Annotated in this window: 13 protein-coding genes; 1 reads left to right on the top strand and 12 read right to left on the bottom strand. The window is 72.8% G+C overall.

Features of this window, described 5'->3' with window-relative positions; genetic code table 11:
* Positions 1-82 precede the first annotated feature (82 nt).
* The 9 genes from HUT06_RS12095 to HUT06_RS12055 all read right to left on the bottom strand — a co-directional run bounded on the left by HUT06_RS12095 (position 83) and on the right by HUT06_RS12055 (position 11422).
* Positions 83-1186 carry a branched-chain amino acid aminotransferase gene (locus HUT06_RS12095; protein WP_176195810.1) on the bottom strand — a complete coding sequence of 368 codons (1104 nt, stop codon included), beginning with the start codon at positions 1184-1186 and terminating at the stop codon, positions 83-85.
* A 165-nt stretch (positions 1187-1351) separates the two neighbouring features.
* On the bottom strand, positions 1352-2401 hold the full coding sequence (locus tag HUT06_RS12090; protein WP_176195809.1) for a 3-isopropylmalate dehydrogenase: 1050 nt from the start codon (positions 2399-2401) through the stop codon (positions 1352-1354).
* 43 nt (positions 2402-2444) lie between these two features.
* Positions 2445-3110 (bottom strand): (2Fe-2S)-binding protein, encoded by a 666-nt coding sequence (locus HUT06_RS12085; RefSeq protein WP_176195808.1) that lies wholly within the window; start codon positions 3108-3110, stop codon positions 2445-2447.
* A gap of 573 nt (positions 3111-3683) precedes the next feature.
* Positions 3684-5273: a phosphoglycerate dehydrogenase gene (serA, locus tag HUT06_RS12080; RefSeq protein WP_176195807.1), complete on the bottom strand. Its 1590-nt coding sequence runs from the start codon at positions 5271-5273 to the stop codon at positions 3684-3686.
* A 195-nt stretch (positions 5274-5468) separates the two neighbouring features.
* A complete protein-coding gene (locus HUT06_RS12075; protein WP_254715132.1) occupies positions 5469-6107 on the bottom strand; it encodes a hypothetical protein in 639 nt (212 codons plus the stop codon).
* A 331-nt stretch (positions 6108-6438) separates the two neighbouring features.
* Positions 6439-7977 (bottom strand): DUF2079 domain-containing protein, encoded by a 1539-nt coding sequence (locus HUT06_RS12070; RefSeq protein ID WP_176195806.1) that lies wholly within the window; start codon positions 7975-7977, stop codon positions 6439-6441.
* Between the two features lie 162 nt (positions 7978-8139).
* The gene (locus HUT06_RS12065; protein ID WP_176195805.1) at positions 8140-10113 is read right to left on the bottom strand and encodes an ABC transporter permease; all 1974 of its coding nucleotides are present in this window, start codon (positions 10111-10113) and stop codon (positions 8140-8142) included.
* The gene (locus tag HUT06_RS12060) at positions 10110-10826 is read right to left on the bottom strand and encodes an ABC transporter ATP-binding protein (RefSeq protein WP_176195804.1); all 717 of its coding nucleotides are present in this window, start codon (positions 10824-10826) and stop codon (positions 10110-10112) included. The genes HUT06_RS12065 and HUT06_RS12060 overlap by 4 nt, the downstream gene beginning before the upstream one ends.
* A complete protein-coding gene (locus HUT06_RS12055) occupies positions 10823-11422 on the bottom strand; it encodes a PadR family transcriptional regulator (protein ID WP_176195803.1) in 600 nt (199 codons plus the stop codon). Before HUT06_RS12055 ends, HUT06_RS12060 begins: the two co-directional genes overlap by 4 nt.
* 139 nt (positions 11423-11561) lie before the next feature.
* Between HUT06_RS12055 and HUT06_RS12050 the strand changes: the two genes are divergently transcribed.
* On the top strand, positions 11562-12350 hold the full coding sequence (locus HUT06_RS12050) for a hypothetical protein (RefSeq protein WP_254715131.1): 789 nt from the start codon (positions 11562-11564) through the stop codon (positions 12348-12350).
* Between the two features lie 65 nt (positions 12351-12415).
* Here HUT06_RS12050 and ilvC read toward each other — a convergent pair whose 3' ends face one another.
* The 3 genes from ilvC to HUT06_RS12035 all read right to left on the bottom strand — a co-directional run bounded on the left by ilvC (position 12416) and on the right by HUT06_RS12035 (position 15893).
* The gene (gene ilvC, locus HUT06_RS12045) at positions 12416-13399 is read right to left on the bottom strand and encodes a ketol-acid reductoisomerase (protein ID WP_176195802.1); all 984 of its coding nucleotides are present in this window, start codon (positions 13397-13399) and stop codon (positions 12416-12418) included.
* 77 nt (positions 13400-13476) lie between these two features.
* Complete coding sequence (gene ilvN, locus HUT06_RS12040; RefSeq protein WP_138636588.1) at positions 13477-14001, bottom strand: acetolactate synthase small subunit; 525 nt, start codon at positions 13999-14001, stop codon at positions 13477-13479.
* 5 nt (positions 14002-14006) lie between these two features.
* Positions 14007-15893 carry an acetolactate synthase large subunit gene (locus tag HUT06_RS12035; RefSeq protein WP_176195801.1) on the bottom strand — a complete coding sequence of 629 codons (1887 nt, stop codon included), beginning with the start codon at positions 15891-15893 and terminating at the stop codon, positions 14007-14009.
* Positions 15894-16053 lie beyond the last annotated feature (160 nt).

Raw genomic sequence — 16053 nt, 5'->3', positions numbered from 1 at the left:
TCGAATGCTTGGGACACCCGTCTTGAATGATGAGACGGCCGGGCCCCGGCACGCGTCCGGCCGGGGCCCGTGGAACCGCAGGTCAGACGAGCTTGTGGACCCAGCCGTAGGGGTCGGGGCGGGTGCCGTACTGGATGCCGACCAGCTCCTGGCGGAGCCGCATCGAGATCTCGCCGGGCTCGCCGTCGCCGATCGTCCACTCCCGGTCCCGGCCCTTGACCCGGCCGACCGGGCTGATGATCGCGGCGGTGCCGCAGCCGAACACCTCGGTGATCTCGCCGGACTCGCAGCCCGCCTGCCACTCCTCGATGCTGATCTTGCCCTCGGCGGCGGGCACGCCGAGGTCGGGCGCCAGCTTGAGCATCGAGTCGCGGGTGATGCCGGCGAGCAGCGTGCCGGTGAGCGCGGGGGTGAGCAGCCGGGCGTGCGCGCCGGAGCCGTAGACGAACATGAGGTTCATCGAGCCGACCTCCTCGACCCAGCGGTGCTCCACCGCGTCGAGCCAGACGACCTGGTCGCAGCCCTGCGCGACGGCCTCGGCCTGCCCGGCGAACGACGCCGCGTAGTTGCCGCCGAACTTGGCCTCGCCCGTCCCGCCGGGGGCGGCGCGGGTGTAGTCCTGCGACAGCCACACCGAGACGGGCTTGATGCCGCGCGGGTAGTACAGCCCGGACGGCGACGCGATGACCATGAACAGGAACTCGTTCGCGGGGCTGTTGACGCCGAGCGCGCGGGTCGTGGCGATCATGAACGGCCGCAGGTAGAGGCTGTGGCCCTCGGTGTCGGGCACCCAGTCCTTGTCGGTGCGGACGAGCAGCTCGATCGCGTCGACGAACAGCTGCTCGGGGATCTCCGGCATCGCCATCCGCTTGGCGGACCGGTTCATCCGCGCCGCGTTCATGTACGGCCGGAAGGTGACGATGGACCCGTCCGGCTGCTTGTAGGCCTTGAGACCCTCGAAGAGCTCCTGGGCGTAGTGGAACACCTGCGAGGCCGGGTCCATCGGGATCGGCCCGTACGGTTCGAGTCTCGCGTCGTGCCAGCCGCGGTCGGCCGAGTACCTGATCGTGACCATGTGGTCGGTGAAGTGCCGGCCGAAGCCGGGATCTGCCAGGACCGCGGCCCGCTCGGCGGCGCTCGCGGGCCGCTCGGTGCGCGTGATCTCGAACTCCAGGGTGTCGCTCATCGCGGTTCGTCCTCTCGCGGATCGCCGGGCGGCCCCATCGCCGCTGTGGCGTCTCTCATCCCTATTGTCGTACTTCGTCTAGACCTGCTCCTCCACGCGCGGCGCATGCCGAAGACCGGGCGCGCCGCGAGGGCACACCCGGTCCGTCCGGACAGGCGGCGTGCCCTACCCGGATACTCGCTTGGCGATCGCGTCGCCGATCTGGGACGTGGACCGGGCGCCCAGGGCGGCGCGCTCGGCCAGGTCGTCGGAGACGGCCTGCTCGACCCGGCGGGCGGCGTCGCCCTCGCCGATGTGGTCGAGCAGCATGGCGACCGACAGGACCGTGGCGGTCGGGTCGGCCTTGCCCTGCCCGGCGATGTCGGGGGCGCTGCCGTGCACCGGCTCGAACATCGACGGCGCCGTCCGGTCGGGGTTGACGTTGCCGGACGCGGCGAGCCCGATCCCGCCCGCGATCGCGGCGCCGATGTCGGTGATGATGTCGCCGAACAGGTTGTCGGTGACGACCACGTCGAACCGCTGCGGCTGGTTGACGAAGAACATCGTCGCCGCGTCGACGTGCACGTAGTCGGTCGCGACCTGCGGGTACTCCTCGCCGACCCGCTTGAGGACCCGCTGGTACAGGTCGCCGGCGAAGGTGAGCACGTTGTCCTTGTGGACGAGCGTGAGCTTCTTGCGCGGCCGGGACGCCGCGACCTCGAACGCGTACCGGATGACCCGCTCGACCCCGTACGCGGTGTTCACGCTCTCCTGCGTGGCGACCTCGTGCGGCGTGCCCTTGCGCAGCACCCCGCCGACGCCGGTGTACGGGCCCTCGGTGCCCTCGCGGACGACGACCATGTCGATGTCGGCGGGCGCCACGCCGGCCAGCGGCGTCGCGACCCCCGGGAACAGCTTCACGGGCCGCAGGTTGACGTAGTGGTCCAGCTCGAAGCGGGTGCGCAGCAGCAGGCCGCGCTCCAGCGTCCCGCTGGGCACGCTCGGGTCGCCGACGGCGCCGAGCAGGATGACCTCCTGCTCGCGCAGCTCGGCCAGCACCGAGTCGGGCAGCGTCTCCCCCGTCCGGTGCCAGCGGGCGGCGCCCAGGTCGTAGGAGGTCCTGTCGAACGTGAGGTCGCCGGACACGGCGTCGAGGACCTTCAGTCCCTCGGCGACCACCTCGGGGCCGATCCCGTCACCGGGGATGACGGCCAGACGAATGCTGCGCGAAGCCATGCGCGCACTCTACTGCAAACGTCTCAATGCTTGGGCTCGCGTCTCACGATCCGGTCAACAGCCCGCAATCTCCGCACATCCCGCCGCCGGGCACCCGGTAGTACAGGCAGCAGCTCCTGCGGACGAACCGGTCGTCCAGGGCTCCCGCCAGCGGCTCCCGCCCGAGCAGTTCGCGCACCAGCGCGACCCGCACGGGCGACCCCGGCACCCGCAGAGTGCCCGCCAGCGCGGACGCCGCGTTCCCCCACACGAGCCCGTCCGCCAGCCGGACGAACTCGGACATCGCCGCTTGCAACGGCCGCAACAGACCGTCCACGACCACGGCCTGGATCACCGAGGCGGCCTCACCCACCTCTTCGACCCGCCACCCACACGCCTCCGGAACCCCGAGCGTGATTGCCTCGCCAGGCGCCCACGACCACCGCAGTTCCCGCAGGTCGGGCACGATCCCCGCCGCCGACGACGCGACGACCGGCGACCACAACCGCGCCGCGAGCCCCTGGAACAGCAGAGACGCGGCGACCCGCCGCTCCCCCGTCCCAAGCCGCACGGCGTGATCCCGGGTCAACTCCCGCAGCCGCTCGACGTCCCCGCTGAACGGCCGCCAGGCGCCGCCGCCCACGTCGTCCACGAGGAGTTCGAAGTAGGGCCCGAGCCGCCCGACCTCACGCAACACCCGAGCGACCTCACCGCCCCCGACAACGTCCACCCGCCAAGTCTCGCACCCGGCGACAGAACGGCCGGGACGGCATCAGCCACCGCCCCGGCCACGCACTGACCTCGACCCTCGCGATCGCGTCCGAAGGCAGGTTCGAGCCTGCGAGAACCTGATCGCGCAGCGAGCCGCCAGGCGAGCCGAAGCGATGCAGCGATCGCCCGCAACGCCCGTGGAAGTAAGGCGCCCCAGCGCCTGACGCCGAGGGCGATGCCTAACTACTCCGCCCTACGGTCCAGGGCGGTCTGCAGGGCTCGGGTGGCCTCTTCTTCGGCTTCTTCGGCCGTGGTGTTCCAGGTGTCGTCCATGGCAAATGCTCCAGATTCGCTGTGCGGTGGCGGGAGGGCCTGCCGGGGGCGTGGGTTCGCACGGTCCGGCGTCGATATCGGGCTCACGGCCAGGCAGAGCCTCCGCAGCGGGTGCCGGCCTGCCGATGATCAGGCCCCGCTGCGGCAGCGAAGGATTACTACGAAGCGCCGCATGACTACCAGCGAGAATACCTCCGCCACGGCGGGTTGTCCCGATCCGTGGCGGAGGTTCTCAGTATGTGAGACGTGCGGGCGGGCGTCAGCCCTCCAGGTCGACGCGGCGGCCCATGTCGGCGCCGACCTCGCGGGTGATGGCGTCCACGAGCTGCGGCGCGATGGCGGAGTCGACGGTGAGCGCGATCAGCGCCTTGCCGCCCTTGGCGTCCCGGCCGACCTGCATGCCGGCGATGTTGACCTGCTCGTCGCCGAGCAGCTTGCCGACGGCGCCGACGATGCCGGGGCGGTCGACGTAGGAGAAGAACGCCATGTGCTCGGTCGGGACGAGCTCCATGTTGTAGCCGTTGATCTCGATGATGCGCTCGGCGTGCTTGGGGCCGGTGAGCGTGCCGGAGACCGAGACGACGCCGCCGTCGGCCATCGTGCCGCGCACCTGTACGACGTTGCGCCAGTCGGGGCTGTCCTCGGAGGTGGTGAGGGTGACCTCGACGCCGCGGTCGCGGGCCAGCAGCGGCGCGTTGACGAAGGTCACGGCCTCCTCGATGACGTCCACGAAGACGCCCTTGAGCGCGGCGAGCTCCAGCACCTTCACGTCGTGCTCGGCGATCTCGCCGCGGACGACGACGTCGAGCCGGACGGGGACGCCGCCGGCGAGGGCGGTGAAGATGCGGCCGAGCTTCTCGGCGAGCGGCAGGCCGGGCTTGACGTCCTCGGCGACCGCGCCGCCCTGCACGTTGACGGCGTCCGGCACGAACTCGCCGGACAGCGCGAGCTTCACCGAGCGGGCGACCTGCGTGCCGGCCTTCTCCTGCGCCTCGTGGGTGCTGGCGCCGAGGTGCGGGGTGACCACGACGTTGTCGTGGTGGAACAGCGGGCTGTCGGTGCAGGGCTCGCTGCTGAACACGTCGAGCCCGGCGCCGGCGACGCGGCCGTCCTTGATCGCGAGGTCGAGGGCCTCCTCGTCGACGATCCCGCCGCGGGCGGCGTTGACGATCCGCACGTTCGGCTTGACCTTGTGCAGCTCGGCGTCGCCGACCAGGCCGAGGGTCTCGGGGGTCTTCGGCAGGTGGACGGTGATGAAGTCGCTCTCGCGGAGCAGCTCGTCGAGCGTGACGAGCTTCACGCCGAGCTGGGCGGCGCGGGCGGCCTGCACGTACGGGTCGAACGCGATCACGTTCATGTCGAAGGCGGCGAGGCGCTGGGCGACCAGGACGCCGATCCGGCCGAGGCCGAGGACGCCGACGGTCTTGCCCTGCAGCTCGACGCCGGTGTACTTCGAGCGCTTCCACTCGCCCTGCTTGAGCGCGGAGTGCCCCTGCGGGACGTTGCGCGCGGTGGCGAGGAGCAGCGCGATCGCGTGCTCGGCGGCGGTGACGATGTTGGACGTGGGCGCGTTGACGACCATGACGCCGGCCTTGGTGGCGGCCTCCACGTCGACGTTGTCGAGGCCGACGCCGGCGCGGGCGACGACCCGGAGCTTCTTGGCGTGCTGGAACACCTCGGCCGTGACCTTGGTGGCGCTGCGCACGATCAGGGCGTCGACGTCGGCGACGGCCGGGAGCAGCTGCTCGCGGTCGCTGCCGTCGACGCTCCGGACGTCGAAGTCGGCCTCCAGCACGGCGATGCCGGCCGGGGAGAGTTCTTCTGCGACGAGGACGACGGGCTTGCTCAAGAGGAAACAGTCCTTCGGGAAGTGGATGTTCGTGTGCTGTGTGCAGGTGAAGTCGCGAGTCACCTCGTCGTGGACCTCGCCCCCGGCAGATGAGTCTATAACCCGGCGGCGGCGCCGGTTCGCGGCAGGGAAGGACTCACCGGTAACTCCGCATTCGCCCTGGTCTGTCAGGCCGCGTCTGCCAGGCAGCGTCTGTCAGGCCGCGTTCGGTTCCGGGACGGCGGCGAGCACGGACGCCACCCGTTCGGCGTCGGCGACGTGCACGTGCGGGACGTCCACGAACACCCGCAGCGGCCCGGCGGGCAGCCCGAGCTCCTCGGCGACGCCGAGTTGCACCTCGCGCAGCGGGATGTACATCAGGTAGCCGCGGTGGACGTTCTGCGACCGGAACATCGCGGTCATGGTCAGCCGGTAGCCGCGGATCCGGAACGACAGCGCGGTCAGCGCCGGCAGCCCGTCGGCCGGCTCGCCCGGGATCGTCAGGGAGATCCACGCGCTGGTCGTCCACGGCCTGGCCCGCAGCAGGTCGACCACCCAGCGGATCTGGTCGTGCCCGTCCAGGTCGTGCAGCCGGGGCCAGTACCGGCCCCGGACGACCCGGCGGGTGCGCTCCTGGGCGCGCCGCACGAGCCGCGCCCGGTCGCCGTGCTCGTGGAGGATCGGGTCCTCCCAGCTCAGCGAACCGATCTCGAACAGCAGCGGGGGTCCCTCGATGATGGGACCGCCGTCCTCCAGCCCGGCCTCGCCGGCGGACCAGACGTGTCGCAGCACGCCGATCCACGCCTGACCGCACGTCTCCCAGCGCCGGACGTCCTCGTCCCGATGCGCCGGCATGTCATGACTCCGCACCGTTATTCACAAAATTGACTAGCCGCGCGATTGCCGCGCCGGTGGGGAATTGCGCACCGCCTCCGGCCGGCGTGCCCGTGTTGTCCTCGATCAGCCTCACACCGCTCATCCGCTCCGCCCAGGACCCGTTCCGGCGGCGGTCACACGGGTGTTCGCGCAGGTTCTCCACGCAGTGGCCGCGGCCGTCACGGCTTTCTTCAAGTATCAGGCAAAGTACCCAGAAACGATAGGGATATTTATCCGAACGGTATCTTCACTGGAATTCTGACAGCGATGTCGTCCATCGGTCACTGGACAATCCGTCCAAAGCGGCGGCTCACCAGGGATCGGGGGCGTCGCGGTGCAGGACGATGTATCCGGACTGCCGGAAGACCGTCCGGTACCCGGCGGCCTCCAGCTCGGCGACCCGCCGCCGCTGGTCGGCGACCGAGGGGAACGGGAACTCCAGCCGCCCGACGTAGGCGACCACCCACGGCGCCCCGCGCGACCGCTCGTCCCACAGCAGGACGCGGGCGCGGGACGTCAGCGCGGGCCCGACGCCGTTGGCCGCCTCGACGAGCGCGCCGTCGGGGACGGTCGCGGCCGCCGCCGCGGCCGCGCGGGCCCGCTCGTTCTGCCGCCAGAGCGCGGGGTCGGCCAGGTGCCGGTAGGCGAAGAACGGCACGCACACGAGCGTCGCGGCCAGCACCCCGGCCATCGGCAGCACGGGCGGGACGCGCCGAACCTTGCCCAGCCGCCCGCGCAGCCGTGCCGCTCCGTCCACCCCCGCGAGGACGAGCACGGCGACGATGAACGCGTTGTAGTGGTAGTGGGGCTCCCACCAGTTGCCGAAGCTGCTCGCGAGCATCCGCTCGGCCAGCAGCGGCACGGCGGTGAGGGTCAGTGGAGACGCCAGCGGCAGCAGGAGCAGCGGCAGCAGGACCAGCGCCATCGTCAGCACCTTCTGCGGCGGGTCGACGAGCACGGCGGCGACGTCCCACGGCTGGGTGAGGGCGTGGACTGCGGCGTGCGGCACGTCGGGGCCGAGCGCCCCGTACGCCCAGTAGTAGCCGTTGTCGCCGCCGAAGGCCGAGATGAGCACCCGCGAACTGACCCAGGTGGCGCACAGCCCGACCGCCGCGTAGGCGAGCCCGGCCCGGCGGTCGCCCCGGGGCAGCAGGTCGCGCAGCCGCCGCCGCTCGCCGTCGGACTCGTCGGGCCGGGTGAGCAGGTAGAGGCCGAAGCCCGTGAGGAGGAGCCCCATGTCCTCCTTGACGAGCAGCAGCGCGGCCGCCGCCACCGCCGCGTGGACGCGCCGCCCGGCGTCGTACCGCTCGACCAGCAGCGCCGACAGCAGCGGGACGAACGCGACCTCGTGGAAGTCGAACGCGAGCGCCTCGGCGATCGGCCAGGACAGCGCGTAGGCGCCCGCCGCGCAGTACGCGGCGCCGGAGCCGAGCCTGCGCTCGGCGTACCGCCAGATCGGCCAGATCGCGAGCGCGAGCAGCACGGCCTGCGCGATCAGCAGCGTCTCGGGGCCGTCGTGGATCCAGTAGAACGGCGCGAGCAGCGCCAGGATCGGCGAGAAGTGGTCGCCGAGGACGGAGAAGTCGGGCCCGAAGCCGTTGTGGACGCCCTTCACCATGGCGACCGGCAGGTCGAACCGGCTGTAGGACCGGACCGCCTGGTCGAAGATCACCAGGTCGTAGCTGCCGGTCCGGAAGGCGCGCAGCCGCATCAGCGCGTACGCCACGTACAGCAGCGCGCTCGCCGCGATCAGCGCGGCGAGCGGCAGGCGGGGCCGGCGCCGGGCGCCTCCCCCGGTGCCGGCCGGAACCTCCCCGACGGGTTCCTGCGCCACGACGACCTCGGCCACGCGCCGGACGCTACCACCGCACCGGCCCGCGGCTGAGTTCCGGCCCGCGCGTTTCCCCGCCCGGCGCGGACCCATGACCACACCTTTCCCCAGGACGGGACCGCCAGGGGCAGGGCCCGCCAGACCGCGGCGCGGGGTCTGGCGGGCCGTGGGGCGGGGTCGCTAGGCCGTGGTGCGGCGGGTCGTGGGGAGGCGGGTGGCGGTGGTCGCGCCGGCGACGAGTGCGACGAGCAGCGGGATGCCGACGCCGACCGCCAGGAGCAGCGTCCACGGGATGTCGACGATCACGCCGTGCGCCGCCGCGCCCGTCTCCTGGACCTCGCCGGTGAGCGGGCGCGCCACCGCGATGCCGGGGACGAGCCCGCCGGCGATGCCGAGCCAGCAGCCGAGCGCGGCGATGAACGCGGCCCGTCCCATGGCCAGCAGCCGCCGGGTGCCGGGCTTGGCGCCGACGGCGCCGAGGGTCGCGAGGTCGGGACGGGCGTCGGCGGACGCCAGCCCGGTCGCGATCAGCGCCCCGCCCAGTGCGAGGACGCCCGCCGCCCCCGCCAGCATCAGCACGACCTTGCCGAACGACCCGGTGAAGCCGCGTTCGACGTAGACGGACCCGTCGTCCTTGGTGAAGGAGCCGAGGGTCCTGTCGAGGCGCGCCTGTTCGGCCTCGGTGACGCGGTGGTCGGCGCGGTCGACGCCGAACGCCTCCGTCCGGACGGGCAGCCCGATCTTCGCGGCGGCCGCCGGCGGGACGATGGCCCGCACGTGCGGGTCGCCGGGTGCGGCGACCGCCGGCAGGTTCCCGATCGTCCGGAGGGTGTGCTCCTTGTCGTCCGCCCAGTAGGACACCTTGGCCGTGGTCGTCCCGCCGGCCAGGGGCTCGACCCGGAACAGCACGATCTTGCCTGCTGCCAGCGCGGCCGTGACGGCGGGATCGTCGCGGCCGAGGACGAGCCGGGCCTCGCGGGCGCCGCCGACCACGTTGTCCATGAGGTCGAAGGAGGCGTTCCCGTCGCGTTCGGCGGCGAAGCTCACGGACGGGCACTGCGACCAGTCGTCGGACGCGCAGACACCGTCCGGCCCCGGCATGGCCTTCAGCGGCAGGACGGGCACGCCGGGCAGGTCGCCCCGGACGGCGGCTCCCACCTCCTCCGCCCGGTCCAGCGGCGGCCGGACCAGCGCCGAGCCCATGGGCAGCCGCGCCTGGTACTCGACCTGCTCCTGCCGGAGGTCGCTGGCGCCCCCGATGGCCAGCGCGGTGATTCCGGCGACGGCCGCCATGATCGCGGCGACCGCGGGCGCGGTGCGGGCCCGGTTGCGGGCGCCGTCGCGGACGGCGAGGCGGAGCGGCAGCGGCAGCCGGTGCGCGAGCCGCCCGGCCGCGCCGATGAGCCACGGGCAGGCGAGCACGAGCCCGATGATGATCGCCGCCGCGCCGATCGCGGCGCCGAACTCGCGCCACCGCCGGACGCCCTCCAGGCACAGCGCCACGCCCGCGACGACGAGCACGGCTCCGGCGACGGGCCAGCCGCGGCGGCCCGGGGCGGGCGTCTCGCGGCGCTCGGCGAGGGCGGCGACGACGTCCATCCGGGCGGCCTGCGCGGCCGGGACGAGCGCGGCCGCCAGTCCGCTGCCCGCACCGAGCAGCACGGTGGCGGCGAGCAGGAGCCACGGCACGGTGAACGGGCCGAGCGGGGCCGCGCCCCGCGCCTCGGCGGTCCACGTGACAGCGGCCGCGCCCGCGACGCCGAGCACGGCGCCGCCGACCGCCGCGGACCCGCCGAGCAGGACGCCGCTCGTCAGCACGACGGCGCGCAGGTGCCGGCCGGCACCGCCCGCCGCCGCGACGAGCGCGAGGTCGCGGCGGCGGCGCCGGACGTCCACCGCGAAGGCCGGCCCGGCCAGCAGCACGACCTCCAGCACGGCCATCGCGACGATCAGCGCCAGCACGCCGGCCTCGGCGGCGGACGCCTCGCCCGCGCCGCCCGCGCCGTCGCGCGCCGCGGTCGTCGCCCGCAGGACCGCGAGGGCGCTGACGGCGCCGACCGGCAGCCCGATCATGCACAGCACCAGCGCGGTGCGGCCCCGGGACCGCAGCGCGTCCTGCCGCGCGAGGCGGAAGGCGAATCCGTAGCGGGTCACGTCGTCTCCCGCAGCAGGGTCTCGGGGCCGGTGCGGCCGGGCGTGGCGTCGACGAGCCGGCCGTCGCGCAGGAACACGACCCGGTCGGCCCAGGCGGCGTGCCGGGACTCGTGCGTGACCATCAGGCAGGACGCGCCCGCGTCGCAGCGGCCCCGCAGCACCCGCATGACGTCCTCGCCGGTGTGGCTGTCGAGCGCGCCGGTCGGCTCGTCGGCGAGGACGAGCCGCCGGTCGCCGACCAGCGCGCGGGCGATCGCGACGCGCTGCTGCTGGCCGCCGGACATCTCGTCGGGGTACCGGTCGGCGAGGTCGCCGACGCCCACCTCCGCCAGCGCGTGCAGCGCCTCGCGCCGGGCCTTGCGGGCGCGGACGCCGTCCAGCTCGCGGGGCAGCATGGCGTTCTCGGCGGCGGTCAGGCTGGGGATGAGGTTGAGGTCCTGGAAGACGTAGCCGACGGCGCGGCGGCGCAGCGCCGAGCGGGCGGCGCGGCCGAGCGCGCCGAGGTCGGCGCCGTCCACGAGGACCTGGCCGGACGTCGGGGTGTCGAGCCCGCCGGCGAGCGTCAGCAGGGTCGACTTGCCGGAGCCGGACGGGCCCATCACGGCGACGAACTCGCCCTCGGCGACCTCCAGCGTCACCCCCGCGAGGGCGTGCACGAGGGCCGGGCCGCCGCCGTGGTCGCGGGAGACGTCCCGCAGGGACAGCACGCTCATCGCCGCGCCTCCCCGCCGGCCTTCTCCGGCGCCTCGGCGGGCGCGGCGGCCGGGGCCGCCGGGGCGGCGGGCTCGGCGCGGGCGACGAAGGACTCGCAGTGGTCCAGCCAGCGCACCTCGGCCTCCGCCTGGAAGATCATGGACTCCAGCACCAGCCGCCACGCGCGGTCGCCCTGGTCGGCGGGGACGGCGGGCGCGTCGGCCTTCAGCCGGGTGAGGTCCTGGAGGGCGCGCAGCGTGGCGGTGCGCTGCGCCTGGACGACGCCGGCGACGTCCACGCCCGGCGTGGTGACGGCCATCGCGAGCTTGATCGCGAGTTCGTCGCGGGGACGGTCCGCCCGGACGAGCGGGGTGGCGAACCACCGCCGGACGTCCGCCTCGCCCGCCGGGGTGATCCGGTAGACGAACCGGCCCTCGTCGTCGGCGCCGACGCGGGTGACGAGCTCGTCGCGTTCGAGGCGGGAGAGGGTGGAGTAGACCTGGCCGATGTTGAGCGGCCAGGTGCCGCCGGTGGAGGACTCGAACTCGGCGCGCAGCTGGTAGCCGTAGCGGGGCCCCTGGGACAGCAGTGCCAGCAGGCCGTGACGGATCGACATGCCTACCAAGTATGCATACCGCGTATCCCCGAGGCAATACCGAGTATGCATCCAGGAGGACACACCACCGGGATTTCACTGTGTGCAATCGCCCGGAGCCTTAACGTGACCGGTGTCCCCGGCCGATCAGGAGAGACCCGTGACCTCGGACTGCACCATCAGCGTCCTGCGCGACGTGCTGCGCGTGTACGACCACCGCTACCTGAGCCTCGACCGCGTCCAGCGGGAGCGGCTCGTGGAGGGCACCCGCCACGTCATCGGCGAGGAGGGGCTGAGCGAGGCCGCCCGCTCCGCGATGCCCGCGTCGGTGCGGCTCCGGGCGTTCTGCATCCAGCACGGCCTGCGCGAGGAGCTGGAGCGGCTGATCCGGGACGAGGTGGAGGGCAGCCCGGCGGGCGCCGTGGTGGTCGGCGGCCGGATCTACGCGATGTACCCCTACCTGCGCGGCGTCCCCCGGCAGGACGCCGACATCACCGCCGAGGTCGGCGTCGAGCACCGGCTCGACGCGGTCGCCTGGCAGGGCCGCAAGGTGCGCATCCGCGGCGTCGCGGCGCTGCAGCGCGTCGAGACCAACCACACCGCCGTGGACCTCATCCTGCGGGAGCGGACGTCCGGCGTCGAGCACGGCTTCCCCGCCGAGCCCCGCCCGGACGGCGCCCGCGGGTTCGAGGCCGTCGCCGACCCCGCCGCCGTGGCGCCCGGGCGCTGGGACGTGCACGTCGCGGCGACCGCGCTCGGCGTCACCCGCGAGGCCCGCTTCGGCGCCGTCCGCGCCGAGGGCGTGCGGACCGGCCCGCAGCGGCGGGCGGCCGGCGCGCGGGACGTCGCCGTCTACTTCACCAGGGGCGGGCACCTGGCGCTCTTCGTCGGCGGCGCCGGCGGCGGCCCCTCGCTGCGGGCGCGGCTGCTCCGCCGCTTCGGCCTCTGAGCGCCCGGCCCCCGGAAACGGCGGAGGCGCGGAGGCGGTCCGCCCCCGCGCCTCCGGCGCGGCGCTCAGTCGTTGAGCCAGCTCATCATCGGGCGCAGCTCGGCGCCCGTCTTCTCGACCGGGTGCTCGGCCATCTTCTCGCGGTACTCCTTGAACTTCTTCTGGCCGCTCTCGAACTCCTCCACCAGCTCCTTGGCGTACTCGCCGGACTGGATCTCGCCGAGGATCTTCTTCATCGCGGCCTTGGTCTCCGGCGTGATGACGCGCGGGCCGCTGCGGTAGCCGCCGTACTCGGCGTTGTCGGACACCGACCAGTACATCTTGGAGATGCCGCCCTCGTACATGAGGTCGACGATCAGCTTCAGCTCGTGCAGCACCTCGAAGTAGGCGACCTCCGGCTGGTAGCCGGCCTCGGTCAGCACCTCGAAGCCGGTCTTGACCAGCTCGGACGCGCCGCCGCACAGCACGGCCTGCTCGCCGAACAGGTCGGTCTCGGTCTCCTCGGTGAAGGTGGTCTTGATGCCGCCCGCGCGCAGGCCGCCGATCGCCTTGGCGTAGGAGAGGGCCAGCGGCCAGGCGTTGCCGGACGCGTCCTTCTCCACGGCCACGATCACCGGCACGCCGCGCCCCGCGACGAACTGGCGGCGGACGAGGTGGCCCGGCCCCTTCGGCGCGACCATCGCCACGTCCACGCCCTCCGGCGGCTGGACGAGGCCGTAGCGGATGCTGAAGCCGTGCCCGAAGAACAGCGCGTCGCCCTCGACCAGGGCGGGCTTGATGTCCTTCTCGAAGATCTCCCGGTGGTGGTGGTCCGGGGCCAGCAGCATGATGAGGTCGGCCTCCTCGGCCGCCTCGGCCGGGGTCACGACGCGCAGGCCCTCGGCCTCCGCCAGCTCCCGGCTGGCCGACCCCTCGCGGAGCCCGACCCGGACGTCCACGCCGGAGTCGCGCAGGGAGAGCGCGTGCGCGTGCCCCTGGCTGCCGTAGCCGATGACCGCCACGTGCCGGCCCTGGATCACGCTCAGGTCGGCGGCGTCGTCGTAGAACATCTCAGCCACAGTGCTGTCGCCTTTCGTTGTATCTGTAGTGGTTTGCCAGGGTGCGGGGGCGGGCCCCGCACCCCGGCTTACGCGCTGCGCTCGATCGCCCGGAGCGAGCGGTCGGTGATGGACCGGGCGCCGCGGCCGATGGCCACCATGCCCGACTGCACCAGCTCCTTGATGCCGAACGGCTCCAGGACCCGGATGAACGCGTCCAGCTTGTCGCGGTTGCCGGTCGCCTCGATGGTGACCGCGTCCGGCGCGACGTCCACCACCTTGGCACGGAACAGGTTGACGGTCTCCAGCACCTGCGACCGCGTCTCCGCGTCCGCCCGCACCTTGACCAGCACCAGCTCGCGCTGGACCGACGCCCCGGAGTCCAGCTCGACGATCTTCAGCACGTTGATCAGCTTGTTGAGCTGCTTGGTGACCTGTTCGAGCGGCAGGTCGGCGACGTTGACCACGATCGTCATCCGGGAGATGTCCGGGTGCTCGGTGACGCCGACCGCGAGGGACTCGATGTTGAAGCCGCGCCGGGAGAACAGCGCCGCGACCCTGGCCAGGATGCCGGGCTTGTTCTCCACCAGCACCGAGAGGGTGTGCAGGCTCATCGGGGTCAGTCTCCGTTCTCCCACTCGGGCGCCATGTCCCGCGCGATCTTGATGTCGTCGTTGGTGGTGCCGGCCGCGACCATCGGCCAGACCATGGCGTCCTCGTGCACGACGAAGTCGATCACGACGGGGGCGTCGTTGATCTCCATGGCCTTGGCGATGACCTCGTCGACGTCCGCAGCCTTGTCGCAGCGCAGGCCGACACAACCGTACGCCTCGGCGAGCTTGACGAAGTCGGGGATCCGCTTCTCGGCGTGCTCGGCCTGCGGCTTGAGGCCGGTGTTGGAGTAGCGCTCGTTGTAGAAGAGCGTCTGCCACTGCCGGACCATGCCGAGGTTGCCGTTGTTGATGATCGCGATCTTCACCGGGATGCCCTCGATCGCGCAGGTCGCGAGCTCCTGGTTGGTCATCTGGAAGCAGCCGTCGCCGTCGATCGCCCAGACCGTCGTGCCGGGCGCGCCCGCCTTGGCGCCCATCGCCGCCGGGACGGCGTAGCCCATCGTCCCGGCGCCGCCGGAGTTCAGGAACGCGCCCGGCCGCTCGTACTTGATGAACTGCGCGGCCCACATCTGGTGCTGGCCGACGCCCGCGACGTAGTAGGCGTCCGGCCCGGCGATCGCCCCGATCCGCTCGATGACGTACTGGGGGGACAGCGAGCCGTCGTCCGGCGTGTCGTAGCCCAGCGGGTAGGTCTCCCGCCAGGCGTTCAGCTGCCGCCACCAGTCGGTGTAGTCGCCCTTGTGGCCCTGCTCGTGCTCGTTCTGCACGGCGACGACCAGATCGGCGATGACCTCGCGGGCGTCGCCGACGATCGGGACGTCGGCGTGCCGGTTCTTGGAGATCTCCGCCGGGTCGATGTCGGCGTGCACGACCTTGGCGTGCGGCGCGAACCCGTCCAGCTTGCCGGTGACCCGGTCGTCGAACCGGGCGCCGAGGGTGACCAGCAGGTCGGAGCGCTGCAGCGCGCCGACCGCGCCGACCGCGCCGTGCATGCCGGGCATGCCCATGTGCAGCGGGTGGCTGTCGGGCAGCGCGCCCTTGGCCATCAGCGTGGTGACGACGGGCGCGCCGGTCAGCTCGGCGAGCACCTTCAGCTCGGCGGACGCGCCGGCCTTCAGCACGCCGCCGCCGACGTACAGCACCGGGCGCTCGGCGTTGACGATGAGCCGCGCCGCCTCGCGGACCTGCTTGGAGTGCGGCCGGGTGACGGGCCGGTAGCCGGGCAGCTGGAGCGCGACCGGCCACTCGAAGGCGACGGTGGCCTGGAGCGCGTCCTTGGCGATGTCGACCAGGACCGGTCCCGGCCGGCCGGTGCCCGCGATGTGGAACGCCTCGGCGATCGTCCGGCCGATGTCCGACGCCTTGGTCACCAGGAAGTTGTGCTTGGTGATCGGCATCGTGATGCCGGCGATGTCGGCCTCCTGGAAGCCGTCCGTCCCGATGAGGGAGGACGCGACCTGGCCGGTGATCGCCACGATCGGCACCGAGTCCATGTAGGCGTCGGAGATCGCCGTGACGAGGTTGGTCGCGCCGGGGCCGCTGGTGGCCATGCAGACGCCCACCTTGCCGGTCACCATCGCGTAGCCCTGGGCGGCGTGTCCGGCGCCCTGCTCGTGCCGGACGAGGACGTGGCGCAGCTTCTTGGAGTCGAACAGCGGGTCGTACGCCGGGAGGATCGCGCCACCCGGAATGCCGAACACGGTGTCGACGCCGACGTTCTCCAGGGCGCGGACCAGCGCCTGGGCTCCCGTCATCTGTTCGGTCGTCATGATTCTGCGGTTCCTTGGGGAGTGAGTCTTGGCTCGCCGGGCAACAAAAAACCCCCGCCGCCGTGAAGCGGTCGAGGGGAGGCGCGCAGGACGAGAAGCTTGGTCAGCCCGCGCGCCGGCCAAGTACTACGAGGATGATGGAGGTGCTCTGCACGAGCCCACTTTCGCCGATGTCCGCCCCCCGGTCAAATCCGTGGACAGTAAATCTCAGGATTTGAGATAACTGTGGCGCGGTTCACGCGGCGGAGGCCGGCCGGGCCAGGGGCAGCCGGGGCAGGGTCAG

It is taken from the genome of Actinomadura sp. NAK00032, from assembly GCF_013364275.1.
Taxonomy (GTDB): Bacteria; Actinomycetota; Actinomycetes; order Streptosporangiales; family Streptosporangiaceae; genus Spirillospora.
Note: the sequence above shows the minus strand (reverse complement) of the source record. Positions and strands in the feature narration are given on the sequence as shown.